General features: G+C 57.7%; 13 protein-coding genes. 1 reads left to right on the top strand and 12 read right to left on the bottom strand.

What is annotated here, in order from left to right:
- Positions 1–98 precede the first annotated feature (98 nt).
- Positions 99–1,427, bottom strand: coding sequence for an amino acid permease (locus HWX34_RS12475; RefSeq protein ID WP_178972551.1), 1,329 nt, complete (start codon positions 1,425–1,427; stop codon positions 99–101).
- A 339-nt stretch (positions 1,428–1,766) separates the two neighbouring features.
- Entirely contained in the window at positions 1,767–2,654 is an 888-nt protein-coding gene (gluQRS, locus tag HWX34_RS12470; protein ID WP_178972550.1) for a tRNA glutamyl-Q(34) synthetase GluQRS, read from the bottom strand.
- 164 nt (positions 2,655–2,818) lie between these two features.
- Between gluQRS and fdxA the strand changes: the two genes are divergently transcribed.
- Complete coding sequence (fdxA, locus tag HWX34_RS12465) at positions 2,819–3,145, top strand: ferredoxin FdxA (protein WP_178972549.1); 327 nt, start codon at positions 2,819–2,821, stop codon at positions 3,143–3,145.
- Between the two features lie 2 nt (positions 3,146–3,147).
- On the opposite strand, the gene cheD is transcribed toward fdxA, so the two are convergent.
- The 10 genes from cheD to HWX34_RS12415 all read right to left on the bottom strand — a co-directional run bounded on the left by cheD (position 3,148) and on the right by HWX34_RS12415 (position 14,600).
- Entirely contained in the window at positions 3,148–3,753 is a 606-nt protein-coding gene (cheD, locus tag HWX34_RS12460) for a chemoreceptor glutamine deamidase CheD (RefSeq protein WP_178972548.1), read from the bottom strand.
- Positions 3,750–4,829: a chemotaxis response regulator protein-glutamate methylesterase gene (locus tag HWX34_RS12455; RefSeq protein WP_178972547.1), complete on the bottom strand. Its 1,080-nt coding sequence runs from the start codon at positions 4,827–4,829 to the stop codon at positions 3,750–3,752. Before HWX34_RS12455 ends, cheD begins: the two co-directional genes overlap by 4 nt.
- Positions 4,830–4,831: 2 nt before the next feature.
- Positions 4,832–5,674: a CheR family methyltransferase gene (locus HWX34_RS12450; RefSeq protein WP_178972546.1), complete on the bottom strand. Its 843-nt coding sequence runs from the start codon at positions 5,672–5,674 to the stop codon at positions 4,832–4,834.
- 18 nt (positions 5,675–5,692) lie between these two features.
- Positions 5,693–8,470 carry a methyl-accepting chemotaxis protein gene (locus tag HWX34_RS21595; protein WP_178972545.1) on the bottom strand — a complete coding sequence of 926 codons (2,778 nt, stop codon included), beginning with the start codon at positions 8,468–8,470 and terminating at the stop codon, positions 5,693–5,695.
- Positions 8,471–8,500: 30 nt separating this feature from the next.
- A complete protein-coding gene (locus HWX34_RS12440; RefSeq protein ID WP_178972544.1) occupies positions 8,501–8,995 on the bottom strand; it encodes a chemotaxis protein CheW in 495 nt (164 codons plus the stop codon).
- A 16-nt stretch (positions 8,996–9,011) separates the two neighbouring features.
- Entirely contained in the window at positions 9,012–11,276 is a 2,265-nt protein-coding gene (locus tag HWX34_RS12435) for a chemotaxis protein CheW (RefSeq protein WP_178972543.1), read from the bottom strand.
- A gap of 78 nt (positions 11,277–11,354) precedes the next feature.
- Entirely contained in the window at positions 11,355–11,720 is a 366-nt protein-coding gene (locus tag HWX34_RS12430) for a response regulator (protein ID WP_178972542.1), read from the bottom strand.
- Positions 11,721–11,748: 28 nt separating this feature from the next.
- On the bottom strand, positions 11,749–12,738 hold the full coding sequence (locus HWX34_RS21590) for a methyl-accepting chemotaxis protein (RefSeq protein WP_178972541.1): 990 nt from the start codon (positions 12,736–12,738) through the stop codon (positions 11,749–11,751).
- A 375-nt stretch (positions 12,739–13,113) separates the two neighbouring features.
- The gene (locus HWX34_RS12420) at positions 13,114–13,419 is read right to left on the bottom strand and encodes an STAS domain-containing protein (protein ID WP_178972540.1); all 306 of its coding nucleotides are present in this window, start codon (positions 13,417–13,419) and stop codon (positions 13,114–13,116) included.
- 20 nt (positions 13,420–13,439) lie between these two features.
- A complete protein-coding gene (locus tag HWX34_RS12415; RefSeq protein ID WP_178972539.1) occupies positions 13,440–14,600 on the bottom strand; it encodes a PAS domain-containing sensor histidine kinase in 1,161 nt (386 codons plus the stop codon).
- Between the last annotated feature and the right edge of the window lie 217 nt (positions 14,601–14,817).

Below are 14,817 nucleotides of genomic sequence, written 5' to 3'. Positions count from 1 at the left end.
GCCGGTCATGATGAAATCCTTTCAGATCAGTAATCGCATAAACCTTTTTCCGTACACTCCCTTGCCGGGGCAAAGGAGTGGAAAGCAAAAGGCTGGCTTCAGTTTTCGGTCTCGTAACGTTCTTTGATTTGCCAGACATACACTGGCAAACCCAGCATCAACAACAGGACTCCCCACATCACAATCTCGGCACCGGCACCAAACAGTGCCCACACCGCATAAAGAAAACCGATGGAGGAGAAGCTCAGCGGCGCAGTGAAGTCGCGCCGGCTGTATTTGCCCTTTTGCATCAGCATGATGGCTAGCAGCGCCATCGCGCAGAAGGCATAGGGCAGCAAGGTGGTGGCGGTGGCCAGCAGGATGATGAATTCAAAAATCTTCACCCCGCCCTCCCCGCCCGCGTATTTCATCGCCAACAGCACCGTCACCAGGCCGCTGGAAAGCAGCAGGCCGAACAGCGGCACCCCCTGGCGGTTGGTCTGGCCGAAGCGGCGGGGAAACAATTTGTCCTTGGCGGCAGCATGGGGCACATGGGCTTGCATCAGGCTCCAGCCATTCAGTGCGCCAAAGCAGGACACCACCGCGCCCAGCCCCACCACCCAGTAGGCCCAGTCGCCCCACATCAGGCGGGCGGCATCGGCAAACGGGGCTTGTGAATTGGCCAGCATGGCCGGTGACATCACCCCCATCAGCGACACCGTGGACAGGATGTACAACACGGTGGCCAGCAAGGTGCCGATGACCGTGGCCCGTGGAATGGTCTTGCTCGGGTTCTCCACATCGCCAGCCGGTACCGAGGCCGACTCCAGCCCCAGAAACGCCCACAGGGTGAGCGCCATGGTGGCGGAAACCGAACTCAACAAGGGCTTGCCGTGCGGGTTGAACACCAGGTTCTCCGGGTGCATGTAGAAGAAGCCGATAAAGGTGACGGCGGCCAGTGGTAGCAGTTTGAGTACGGTAGTCACCACCGCCACCAGGCCGGAACTGCGTGCGCCGCGGCTGTTGATCCAGGTGACGGTCCAGATCAGGCCGATGGAAAACGCACCGGCGAGCAGATTGTCATGCCCCAGTTGCGGGAAAAACACCTGCATATAGCTGGTGGCAGCCACCGCCAGGGCGGCGTTGCCTGCCCATAATGCTATCCAGTAGCCCCAGGCAATCCAGAAACCGGCAAAGTCGCCAAAGCCGGCATGGATATAAGCGTAGGGGCCACCCTCTTTGGGAATCATGGCGGAAAGCCGGGCAAACACCAGCGCCAGACAAATGGCACCGGCCGAGGTAATTGCCCAGCCGATCAGGGACATCCCCCCGTAGGGGGCGAGAGAAGCGGGAAGCAGGAATACACCGGAACCGATCATATTGCCCACTACCAGGGCGGTACACATCCACACGCCCAGGGCCGCTTTTTTTACTTTGGTCTCGCTCATGGTCTTGTCTCCATCGAGGCCGAAAATCGAAGCTGTTAAAGAACGTGTTCTGTATGAGCTTCACAATATTAGAATTTAATTATCTTGTAAATATGTTATTTACGCATATGTAATTCCATGTCGCGGTTTTGAACATGCACACGCCATTGCTGGTCGCAGTGCGGCAGCCGACCCCGCTTGGCTAGGTCATCACTGTGGTTTAGGTGCTTTGCCCGCAAATCACCATGTGTTACATCACAAAAAAGCGGATTAACAGGACACGCGTGCGCAGATTGGCAACAGCATAAAAGAACATGCCCGGCGCGGGCCGGGCATGAGAAAGGAAAGCAAGGCAGGAACTCAGAGCGGACAGGGGCCGGCAGGCACGCTTGCCAAACGCCAGTTGGCCAGCGCCCATTGCCAGAGATCTGCGGCAGTCTGACATTCGCTTGGCGGCTGCTGCCCCAGACGGTATAGCGCCAGACGTAGTTCTTGCGAGACCTGGGCCGGGTTGATGGCCGGTGCCAGGGTTTGCTTGGAGAGCTTCTCCCCCGCCGCATTCACCAGCAAGGGCAGATGGCAGTAGTCCGGCGTGGGCAGGCCCAGGCAGCGCTGGATATGGATTTGTCGCGGCGTGGATACCAGCAGATCGGCACCGCGCACGATATCGCTCATGCCCTGCTCGGCATCATCCACCACCACGGCCAGTTGATAGGCCCAGAAACCATCCGCCCGTAGCAGCACGAAGTCGCCAATATCCTGTGCCAGATTTTGCTGGTACACATCTTGCAGCCGGTCGACAAAAGCCACCGGCGTATCATCCACCCGCAAACGCCAGGCATGGTGCTCACGCTGCTTGCGGCAGCCGTCGCGACACCAGCCAGGATAGACATAGCCATCCACGCCACGGCGGGCGACGCTGGTGATTTCCTTGCGCGAGCAGCTACAAGGGTAAACATGGCCACTGTCTATCAACTGCTGCAAAGCGGCCTGATACAGGTGGTGGCGCTTTCTCTGGTACACCACCTCGCCATCCCATTCAAAACCAAAGGCTTCCAGCGTGCGCAGGATGTGGTCGGCGGCACCAGGCATTTCGCGCGGCGGGTCCAGGTCTTCCATGCGTACCCACCATTCCCCGCCGCGACTGCGCGCTTCCAGATAGCTGCCAACGGCAGTCATCAGGGAGCCGGCATGTAACAGGCCGGTGGGACTGGGAGCAAAACGACCGCGATAGGGAATGGCTGGCATGGCAACAGTTCTGGCAATCAACATCACAATGAGGAGCAGCGGGGTGATTTTTGGTTAATAATATCCGAGTAAATTACTCAGAATTATCCGCATCCGGTCTGCCCCTGCCCAGCCTGCATACCGCGTGGCATCAGCAGGACCGGCAATTTCAGGAGGAAAGCAAAGTGGCCTACGTTGTAACCGATGCCTGCGTCAAATGCAAATACACGGACTGCGTGGATGTCTGCCCGGTGGATTGCTTTCACGAAGGCCCCAACTTTCTCGCCATTGATCCGGACGAGTGCATAGACTGCACGCTGTGCGTGGCCGAATGCCCGGTTTCTGCCATTTATGCCGAGGATGATGTGCCTGCCGGGCAGCAGGTGTATATCCAGCTGAATGCCGAGCTGTCAAAGCGCTGGCCCACCATCACGGCCAGCAAGCCGCCCCTGCCCGACCACGCCGACTGGGCGGAAGTGACAGACAAGCTGCCACATTTGCAACGGGACTGAGGCTAGATGAAAAGGTCGATATCGCCACCGGGCTGGGTGCTGGTCTGCCGGTCCAGCCGCTGGCGATACGCCGCTTCCTTGGAGGCCAGCGTGCGGCTGTTCTTGAGCTTGCGCACCATCACCTTGCCATCGCCAGGGAAGAAAAACACCTTGCGGGCAAAGTTGCCCAGCAAGTCCTCTGCCAACAGGGGAATGCCTTCGCCTTTGAGATAGGTACGGATGAACTCGCTGTTCTGCTCTCCGATATTCACGACCGACATGCCATCCAGCACATTACCGGCACCAAACACCTTGGCTTCCAGTCGCTGGCGCTGGGCACCCAGCTTCTGCATGTCGGTAATCAGCAATTCCATGGCATTGACGCCGAAGCGGGCCGGTACGCTGGTCTGGCTATGCCAGTCGCTGCCCTGTGGCAGCAGGAAATGATTCATGCCATGCACACCGGCCGTGCGGTCCATCAGGCAAACGGCGACACAGGAACCCAGCAAGGTGGTGAGCATCAAGGGCTGGCGGGTAGCAAAATATTCGCCAGGCAAAATCTTGATGGCATCGATCTGGAACTGGCGGTCGAAGTAGCGCCGTTCGGCGGGCTGCTCGGAATGGCTCATGTTCCCGCCCTCTCATGCGGCAGGCGCAATACATCCAGTACTTTGTCCCCTAGCTGGGCCAGCGGGTAAACATGCATCACCCCGCCCTGCGCCACGGCCTCGCGCGGCATGCCGTATACCACGCAGCTGGCTTCATCCTGGGCAAAAGTAATGGCGCCGCCTTGGCGCAGCTGCATCATGCCATGCGCACCATCCTTGCCCATGCCGGTAAGGATGACCGCTACGGTTTGCGCGGCGGCGAGATGGGCTATCGAGTCAAACAGCACATCCACGGCCGGACGGTGGCGATTGACCGGCGGACTTTGATCCAGGCAGATGACAAAGCCCTGGGTCCCTTTGCCAAGCCGCATATGCGAATGGCCAGGGGCGATATAGGCGGTGCCACGCAGCAGCGGCTCACCGTCTTCCGCCTCTTTGACATGCATGGCACACAGCTTGTCCAGGCGGCGGGCAAAGGACAGAGTGAAACCTTCCGGCATGTGCTGGACAATCATCACCGGCGGACAATTGGCGGGCAGCTTGTCGAGAAACTCCTTGATGGCATCGGTTCCACCGGTAGAGGCACCAACCGCAATGATGGCATTCTGCCGCAGCAGTGCCGGGGACAACCGGCTGGCTGGTGGCACTGATGGTGGGGCAAACAGGGCCGGGCGGCGCAAACGGGCAGCCGCCACCATGCGAATCTTGTCGCGGATATCATCGGCATAGTCCTGCATGGCATGGCTGACATCCACCGTGGGCTTGGGCAGGAAATCCACCGCACCAAGCTCCAGTGCGCTGAGGGTGGTTTCCGACCCGCTTTGGGTCAAGGACGAAATCATCAACACCGGCGTCGGGCGCAAACGCATCAGGCGGCGCAGGAACTCCAGCCCGTCCATGCGCGGCATTTCCACATCCAGGGTAATCACATCCGGATTGGTCTCACGGATACGCTCGCGCGCCACAATGGGGTCGGACGCCGTGGCCACCACCTCCATGTCCGGCGCTTCGTTGATGATGCTGGTGAGCAGGCTGCGGATGAGGGCTGAATCATCCACCACAACCACTTTGATCTTGTGCTGGACGGTGGCTGTCATGTTCATTCCCTTGCTTCCTGCCGGAGCAGGCGATAGGCCGTCCTGCCGCAGGACTGGAAGGCATCGGTCAGATGCATGATGTTTTCCGAATGTCCCAGAAACAGCAAACCATCAGGCTGCAAACAGCGCGCAAAGCGCTGCAGAATGGCAGCCTGGGTTGGCTTGTCAAAATAAATCAGCACATTGCGGCAAAAAATCACGTCAAAGCGCCCCATGTCCGGCCACTGCTCGGCAACCAGGTTGAACTGATAAAACGACAGATGCTCGCGCAACTCCTTGCGAATGCGTACCTTGCCGGCATTACGCCCCACACCGCGCAAAAAATAACGCTTGAGCAGGGCAGGATCCAGGGTACGGGTACGCTCGGCATCATAGACCCCGTCTGCCGCATGACTGAGGACGCGGGTGTCGATATCCGACGCCACCACTTCCAGCCGCTGCCGGTTCAACTGTGGCAGCGACAGCAAGGTCATCGCGATGGAGTAGGCCTCCTCGCCGGTGGAAACGGCTGAACTCCATACACGGTACAAACGGTCCTGGCCGGAACGCTCCATCGCATGCAGGCGCAGCAGGTCGAAGTGGTGCGGTTCACGGAAAAAGGCAGTCAGATTGGTAGTAAGCGCATTAACGAAATGCTGCCATTCTTCTGTATCCGCGCTGCCATCCAGCAAGTCCAGATAATCACTGAACTGGCGAAACCCCAGCTGGCGCACACGCTTGGCCAGCCGGGAATACGCCATATGGCTTTTGCTGTCATTCAGCGCAATGCCCACGCGCTGATAAAGCATTTGCCGCAGCCGGCGGAAATCCGCCGCCGTGAACTTGATATCGCGTTCAGCGCTCATCGGGCCTGGTCGCACCCATCAGAATTCTTCCCACTCATCATCATGCGCAGACGGGCCAGGCAAGGTTTTGATGCGCTCGGCATGTACAGGTCCGCGAGTGGCTACCGGCTTCACTTGCTGCCCTGCTTGTACTGGCAGTCGCGCCTGCGCAGGCGATGCTCGCCCTTGCCCGCTCTTGGGTGCGCTCAAACGTGGGGCATGACTGCCATCCAGCCGGAAGATGGATACGGCATCCATCAGGTGGCGGGCCTGATCCTCCAGCGACTCCGCAGCGGCGGCCGCCTGCTCCACCAGTGCCGCATTCTTCTGGGTGTTTTCGTCCATCTGCGTCACCGCCAGATTGACCTGTTCGATGCCGGAGCTTTGTTCGATGGAGGCAGCCGAGATATCGCTCATGATGTCGGCAACACGGCGGATGGCACCGACAATTTCATCCATGGTGCGGCCCGCCTCATCCACCAGACGACTGCCGGATTCCACCTTGTCCACCGAATCGCCAATCAGCTGCTTGATTTCTTTGGCAGCGGCGGCGGAACGCTGGGCCAGGCTGCGTACTTCGCTGGCCACCACGGCAAAACCACGCCCCTGCTCGCCGGCCCGGGCGGCTTCCACGGCTGCATTGAGCGCCAGGATATTGGTCTGGAAGGCAATACCGTCAATCACGCTGATGATGTCGACAATCTTCTTGGCGCTGTCGTTGATCTCGTTCATGGTGGACACCACATTGCCCACCACGGCACCGCCACGGCTGGCGATATCGGAAGCGCCAGTGGCCAGGGTATTGGCTTTTTTGGCGTTTTCTGCATTTTGCCGGACGGTGCTGGTGATTTCCTCCATGCTGGAGGCGGTTTCTTCCAGGCTGGCAGCCTGCTGCTCGGTACGTCCTGACAGATTACTGTTGCCCGCCGAAATTTCCTGAGCTGCCGTATTGATCGCCTCGGTGGACTCCTGGATATTGCCCACGATGCTGCGCAGTCGTTCTACGGTGGTATTGGTATCGCTCTTGAGCTGCCCCAGCATGCCTTCGTAATCATTGCTGATGGTGCGGGTCAGGTCGCCTTGCGCCAGCCCGCCCAGCACGGTGGCAATATCATCCAGCGCCCGGCTGGTGACATCCAGCAGCTGGTTTACCCCCTCGGACAGCATGCGGAAGAAACCGGTCTTGTCCTCCAGCACCAGACGGGAGCCATAGTCGCCCCGGGCTGCAGCATGAACAATGGCTTCGACTTCCTTCTCGATCATCACTTCACCGGTGCGGTCTTTCCACTCCACCACACTGCCCAGACGCGCGCCATCGGCGGCAAATACCGGGTTGGCCGTCAGCGAGAAATGACGCCCGCCCACGGCGATGTCCGCCTTGTAGGTGGAACGCAGATTGGCCAGCAGGTCGCGCTGGTGCGCCGGGTTGCGGTGGAACATGTCCATGCTGCCACCCAGTACATGACGTGCGCTGAAGTTGGGCAGCGCCTTGCGCAGGTCGGCTTCGGCATTGGACAGCATGTCGATCACGCTGTGATTGAGATAGATGATGTTGCGGTCGTTATCGGCAATCATCACATTGGTGGTGACATTATCCAGTGCACTGCGGATACGGGCATTTTCGGCAGCAACCACACGCTCGGCCTCGATGCGCTGTTGTTCGGCAGCCTGGTGGGCCAGTTCGGCAGTACGGTCAATCCACTCCACGCCGTAGCCCAGTCGCTTGCCACCTGCGCCATTGATAGGGGTGAGAATCAGGTTGAAGGTGCGGCCACCGATATGGATGGTGCCATTGTGCGAACCACGCAGCTGCTGCATCAGGCCACGCTGGTGACCGGGATTGCGGTGGAACTGGTCGATATTGCTGCCCAACAGGTTACGGGCAGAGAACTGTGGCAGGTCATGGCGGATATCGTTCTCCGCCAGGGAAAACATGTTGACCACCGACTGGTTGGCATACACCACATTGAATTCCGCATCGGCAATCATCATGTTGGTGGCGGCGTGATCCAGCGCATTGCGTACCCGGATGTTTTCCACCGCCTTGTCGGCCGCCTGACGGATATAGGCAAACAGGCTGCTACTGTCCCCCGCCGCCACTTTCAGTTCGGTAGTGACTTCACCCGCGGCCAGCTCTTGCATCAGTTTTACCGCTTCAGCAGGCTCGCCACCAATCTGACGCAGCAAGGAACGGCTGATCAGCCAGCCGGCAAGGACACCGATCAGCACGGCGACCGCCAGCAACACATTGAGCAATGTCCCGGCGTTATTGGCACGGGACAAGGTGCCTTCGGCGACTTGCTTGGACAGGCCTTCCTCGAACTCGACGTAGTTGCCAATAGACTTGATGTACTCAACCTGGGTAGGACGCAGGGTTTGCAGCAGGTAATTCCTGGCTTCTTCCTCCTGCCCGGCCTTCAGTAGCTGCAAGAATTGTTGCAACTGCTGGCGGTAGCCGGCTTCCTGGGTCTTGACCTTGTCAAACAATGCCTGGCCTGCCGCAGGTACGCCGCCGGATAACTTGCCCATCTCGGTGGTGATGCGGCCCAGTGCGTCTTCAACCTGCTTGTGTTGGTCCTGCAGCACGTTCGGGTCGCGGGCCAGCAGCAGCGTGCGCGTCGCGCGGGCGGTGAGATTGACATCATCAATCACCTTGTTGGCCTCGGCCGCGCGCGGCACATGGACATTGGCAATTTCGTCAATATCATCACGCAGACTGTGAATCTGGCTGATGGCCACCGCCATGGCGGCAATGATGACGGCAACCAGCAGGCCAAAACCCAGTAGCAAGCGGTGCGTTACTTTCAGATTATTCATGTTTCACCTCTCCCATACAGCCTGTCGGCTTCAGCCTTGGTCCGTCACATCAACCAGCGCCATTTCATCGCTGCTCATCAAGCGCTCGATATCCACAATGATCACCATGCGCTCCCCCTTGGTTCCCAGTCCTTCGATATAAGTGGTTTCCACCACCGAGCCGAACTCCGGTGGCTCACGCAACTCACCTTCTTCCAGTTGAATGACATCCGAGACACCATCCACCACCACCCCCACCGTACGCTGGAATATGTTGAGGATGATCACCACGGTGAAGGCGTCGTAAACCGGCTCACCCAAACCAAACTTGATACGCATGTCCACGATGGGAACAATGCTGCCGCGCAGGTTGACCACCCCTTTGATAAAGGGTGGCGCATTGGCAATGCGGGTGACCGGGTCGTAACCACGGATTTCCTGCACTTTCAGAATATCAATGCCGTATTCTTCCTGCCCCAGGGTAAACACCAGCAGTTCGCGCACTGCCTTGCTTTGTCCGTGGCGGTATTCCAGCGGTTCGCTCATGGAAACATGCCTTTTTCTAAGCCGGATCGCTCGCCATCAGCCGGGCTGCTTGCCGCTGCCGGTGGCGGGCGATGATGGAAATATCAAGAATCAGGGCAACCCGGCCATCACCCATGATGGTGGCACCGGCAACACCTTCTACCTTGCGGTAATTGCTTTCCAGATTCTTCACTACGAATTGCTGCTGGCCGATCAGCTCGTCCACTTGCAAGGCCAGTTGCTGGCCACCGGCTTCTACAATCACCAGAATGGCGTGGGTCGGATCGGTCACTACCTGACTGCTGTCACTGGGAAAGAAGGCAGCCAATGAGACGATGGGCAGATATTGACCCCGTACATTGACCAGCTGGCCCTTGCCGGCAACCGTTTTGAGATCTGCCGCCTGTGGTTGCAGGGACTCCAGCACAAAACTGAGTGGAATGACATAGATATCGTCACCGCTGCGTACCGACATTCCGTCCATGATGGCCAGCGTCAAAGGCAGGCGAATGCTGATGGTGGTGCCAAAATCAGCCAGGGAGTCGATGTCGATACGCCCGCCCATGCTCTGTATATTGCGCTTTACCACATCCATGCCCACTCCACGGCCGGACACATCGGTCACTTCGACCGCAGTGGAAAAACCGGCTTCGAAGATCAAACCCCATACTTCGCTGTCGCTCAGCGTATCGCTGACCGGCATGCCGCGTTCGCGCGCCTTGGACAAAATGCGTTCCCGATTCAGCCCGGCACCGTCGTCAGTCACTTCAATGACAATGCTGCCGCCCTGATGAAACGCCCGCAGGGTAAGGCGCCCGATAGCGGATTTACCCTTGGCCACACGCACCTCTGGCGATTCCACCCCATGGTCCAGGCTATTGCGCACCAGATGGGTCAAGGGATCGGCCAGCTTTTCAATAAAGCCTTTGTCCAGTTCGGTATTCTCCCCAACCATTTTCAGCTCTATTTGCTTGCCCAGTTTGCTGGCCAGGTCACGCACCACGCGCGGAAAACGGTTGAAGACAAAGGAAATCGGCGTCATGCGGATGGACATGACTGCTTCTTGCAGTTCGCGGGCATTACGCTGCAAGGCCAGAATGCCGCCCAGCAGACGTTCATGCTGTACCGGATCCAGCGCCTGTCCGGACTGGCTGAGCATGGATTGGGTGATGACCAGCTCCCCTACCAGATTCAACAATAGGTCCACCTTGTCGGTATTCACCCGGATGGAATTTTCCGCCGCAGGCTGCACACGCTCGGTACGAGGGGCTGCCACCGGAGTCACCGGTTGTGGCGGCGCAGCCTGGGCAGGAGATGCCGCAGGCATGGGAGCAAACAGGCCGAAACCTTCTTCCTCGTGCAGCATGACGGGCGCAGGTTCTGCAGCGCCAAGCGGAACAAACAAGCCGAAACCATCTTCCTCCAGCGCCACAGACGGCATCGCGTCCGCTGCGGGCAATGGTTCGAACAGGCCAAAGCCATCGTCCACATCGGCATGGGCGGTGCTATCCGCCAGAGAGGGCGCGAACAGACCAAAACCATCTTCTTCAAAGGCCACATCACCGCCTGGGGCCGGCTGGCCTACACTGGCGGAGAGGAACAGACCGAAATCCCCCTCATCCTGCTGGCCGTGATCCACGGTGATGCGGAAGTGCTCTGGCGCAATGGAAAAAGCCAGCGACTCGGCCACTTCATCGGCATGCAAGCTACTGGTCAGGACCAGCACCCAGGGCTGAGAAGCCTCCTCAGACCCTTGCTGCACAAGACTCATCTCGCCCAACAGGGCCATGGACTGCAACAAGGCGCTGTAGTCCGTCTGCGGCAGATGATCCATCTCGATATACATGGTGCTGCTGGCAATGGCACCCACAGCCGGCACAACAGCGGCATCGACAGGCCTGACCGCTGCCGTGTCGCTGCTCACCAGCATGGTCAGTTGCTGCTCGACCGCACTGACAGCGGTCGGGTCCACCGGCGGGGCTCCCCGATGCGCTGCCAGCATGGCTGCAAGCACATCCTTGGCTTGCAGACACACATCCACCATGCCAATGCTCAGCGACATGGTGCCTTTACGCACTTTGTCCAGCAGGTTTTCCAGGATATGAGTGAGTGCTGCCAGATCACCGAAACCAAAGGTAGCTGCGCCCCCCTTGATGGAGTGCGCGGCGCGAAAGATGGCATTGAGGTCCTCGCTGTCCGGTGCAGACACATTCACCGCCAGCAGTACCCCTTCCATGGTAGCGAGATGTTCGTCGGTCTCATCAAAAAACACCTGATGAAACTGCGACATATCAATAGACACGATGCGTCCCCCTGCAGGGCCATACAAAAATGCAAGCGCCCCTGGTTGCCATGGCCGACACTGGCCTGCAGCGCTGTATTAACCGACCAGGCGCTTCACCACATCCAGCAACTTCTGCGGATCAAATGGCTTGACCAGCCAACCTGTGGCACCTGCAGCACGGCCCAGTGATTTCATCTGGTCGCTGGACTCGGTAGTCAGCATCAGGATAGGCGTACTGCCGTATGCTGGCAGCTTGCGCAATGCCCGTATCAGGTTGAGCCCATCCATGCCTGGCATATTCTGATCAGTCAGGATCAGGTCAAAATTCTCGGCCTGCGCCCGTGCCAGACCACCATTGCCATCCATCGCCTCGACTACTTCATAGCCTGCGCTTTTCAGGGTAAAGGTCACCATCTGGCGAATGGATGCCGAATCGTCAACTGTCAGTACTTTTTTTGGCATGTTGTTCCCACTTTTCTTTTGTTCACGCTCAAAACAGATCGATGCTGCCGCTTTCCATACGGCCCTGAGCCACCGGGTTGCTGGACAGGGCCTGGCGCAGTTCCGCCAGCCTTCCCGCCACTGTCGATGCCCACTCTTCTTGTTCTTGTGCCGGGCGGCTGTTCAATTCCATCATTTCTTCTATGCCATACAGGCGCTTGCCGACATGAGCGATCAACTGCGACACCATGTCCTGGAACTGCAAGGAACGCACCGCATCCCCCACATGGTCAGACAGCAAACCCACGCCATGACGCAAACGCCCAACCGACTCGGCCATCAGGGCATCCATATCGCGAATGCGTGCAGAGGTCTCATCCAGCCTTTGCTTGGCCTGCAAGGTAAATATCATGTCCTGTGAAGCCAGCTGATTGATCAGCCCTTCGGCATGCGCGACCGAGCCATTGACCCGGTTGATCAGGTCGCGGATCTGTTCGCTGAAAGAACTGGTACGCCCGGACAAATGGCGTACCTCATCTGCCACCACGGCAAAACCCCGCCCCAACTCACCGGCACGCGCGGCTTCAATAGATGCATTGAGCGCCAGCATATTGGTCTGGTTGGTAATGGAGTGAATTTCATCCAGCAACCGGATGACATCCAGCATCTCCTTGCCCATGGACTCCATCTGCTCGACCAACAACATCGCCAGGCGGCTGTTGTCCACCGTCTTTTCGACAAAACCGGACATGGCCGCAGCAATTTCGGTGACAAAGCCGGTAAAGGAAAGCGCATGCGCATCCATGCCCAGATCGCCCTTGGCCAAGGATTCTGCCAACTCCAACTGGGCGGCAGCCTCGCGAGACAAACCGGAAAAACTGTTGGCCAGGGTCACGACGGCATCCTCAATCAGTGCCTGCACCCGGGCCACCTCACCTTTGGATTGGGAGATCTGCTCATGAATGAAATCCACACAGTCAGGCACGGGTACTACTTGCAACGGCTGACTGGATGCAGCTGGATTTTCCTGATCAGACACCCCAACCTCCTTCGGCAACCACCAACACACAATCGCGGCCAATTGCACCAAACTCAACAAAACGGACAAGAGAACATCCAGCCGTCCCCATATGCCTGCAGCCAGCACAAGCACCATGGTTAACACAGGAAAACCACTCCCAACCAACCGTCGCTGCCGATCCGAAAGCGCCATGTCCCCCCCGGCTGTCAACAAATTGCCAATGTACTAACTTCTTCATCAGCCAATCTATCGATTAAATCAAGGAGCAAATAGCGTAAAACAAGGAAATATCTAACTGTACGATTAACCTTAAATTATTTTAATTCCTACTTACAAACGGATTGATTGAAGCAGGATTCATGCAGCGACGAAACACAACTGATAAGAAAATGCTTATTTTATTGTAAACATCTTATTAAAGCAGGCGATTTCCAGTACTTGCAGTACGGTGTCGCGACAGTTCACCAGCGACATTGTTTTTTTCTGACTGGTTGCTCTTTCCTTCAGCAACAGCAGCATGCCTAGCGCAGAACTATCCAGAAATGGCACCTGGTCAAAATCAACCTGTATTTCCTGAATGGCAGGGTTTTCCAGCAATTCCTGACTGGCAAGGCGAAAATCCTTGTGCAGATTGAAATCAAACTGGCCTACCAACATCAACGTACCAATTTGGCCATCAACTTTTACCACTGGCTTCATATGCGTTTCCCCTGATCAACTTAGTCATGCGCCACTTCCCCACCAAGACAGGGAAGGCTCAACTCAAAAAATGCACCGCCTTGCGGGCGATCTCCACCCGTCACGTTACCGGATAGTTCATCGGCCACCTTCTTGACAATCGACAAGCCCAGACCTGTCCCGCCAGGGCGGGTAGTGAAGAAGGGTTCAAACAGCCGGGCAGGATCCGCCCCACCCAAACCGATACCGTCATCCTCAACCCGGAAATGTACCTGATTGTCCTGCAGGCTCACCAGCAAGCCGATACGCCCGCCTTCCGGAGAAAAATGCATGGCGTTCTCCAGCAGATTCACCAAGGCACCTTGCAAGGCTTTGCGATCTGCCATTACCGTTATGGCAGACGGCAGCTGTTTGTGGCAATCCCAAATCATGCCACGCTCATGACATTGCGGACTCAGCACTGCGGCCACATCCTCCACCAACACATCCACATCCAGTACTTCCAGCGCGCTGGTTTGGCCACGCACAAAGCCCAGCATGTTCTGGATCAAGCCCTCCAGTGCTTTCATCCGCGCCAGACTTTTGTCGACAAAGCGCGCCCTGTCCTCCGGGCGCAGTCCCTCTTGCTTGAGATTGGCGGTATAAAGCATGGCAGTGGCCAAAGGGGTGCGCAGCTGGTGGGCCAGTGAGGCGGCCATGCCACCCATGGCCGCCAGCTTTTGCTGGTGGGCCAGCTCAACGGTCAGATGATGCAGACGACTGACATCATGCAACAGCACGATGCGCCCGCCAGAGGCGGGCAAGTCCTGGTACTGCAAGGCCAGACGCCGCTCGCCTCCCGGGTAGGGCAGAATATACGTCCCGTCCAGTTCGGCATGTTCCCACAAGCCAACCACTGCGGCCCAGCCCTGGCCAACATGCTCGCCATCCAGCAAGGACTGTGCTGCAGGGTTCTGCGCAACAACCACGCCATCGGGTGACAGTTCCACCACCCCAGCTGGCAGCGCTTCGAGCAACATGCCCAGACGCTCGGCCAACTCGGCATTTTCGTCACGCTGCTTTCGCAATTGATTGTTAGCCTCATCCAGCTGGGCATTGAGTACATTGACCTGCACTTCTAGCTGGCGATAGGCATCAATCAGCTGGCTGGAAACCGTATTGAACTGCTCGAAAGCCGCCTCCAGCATCTCCTGGTCTTTCAAATTTGATGCTGTCTTGGCCATGTTTCGCGTCGTATTTGTAAAAAGGACTTAAACAGTATGATAATGACTAAGTCTGAGCCAAGCCAACTTAAAGTCTGATCTTAACCAAGACAGTTTTCAAAGAAAGCTGGGAAAATGCATAACTGGCGTATACAACGGGAGTAATACGCCATAACAACGAACCGAGGCTGCGGAGGTTTCTGTGTCAGAGCTTCTT

Source organism: Aquitalea sp. LB_tupeE (assembly GCF_013391415.1).
Taxonomy (GTDB): domain Bacteria; phylum Pseudomonadota; class Gammaproteobacteria; order Burkholderiales; family Chromobacteriaceae; genus Aquitalea.
The sequence above is the reverse complement of the archived record's forward strand: the minus strand, read 5'-3'. Positions and strand labels throughout refer to the sequence as shown.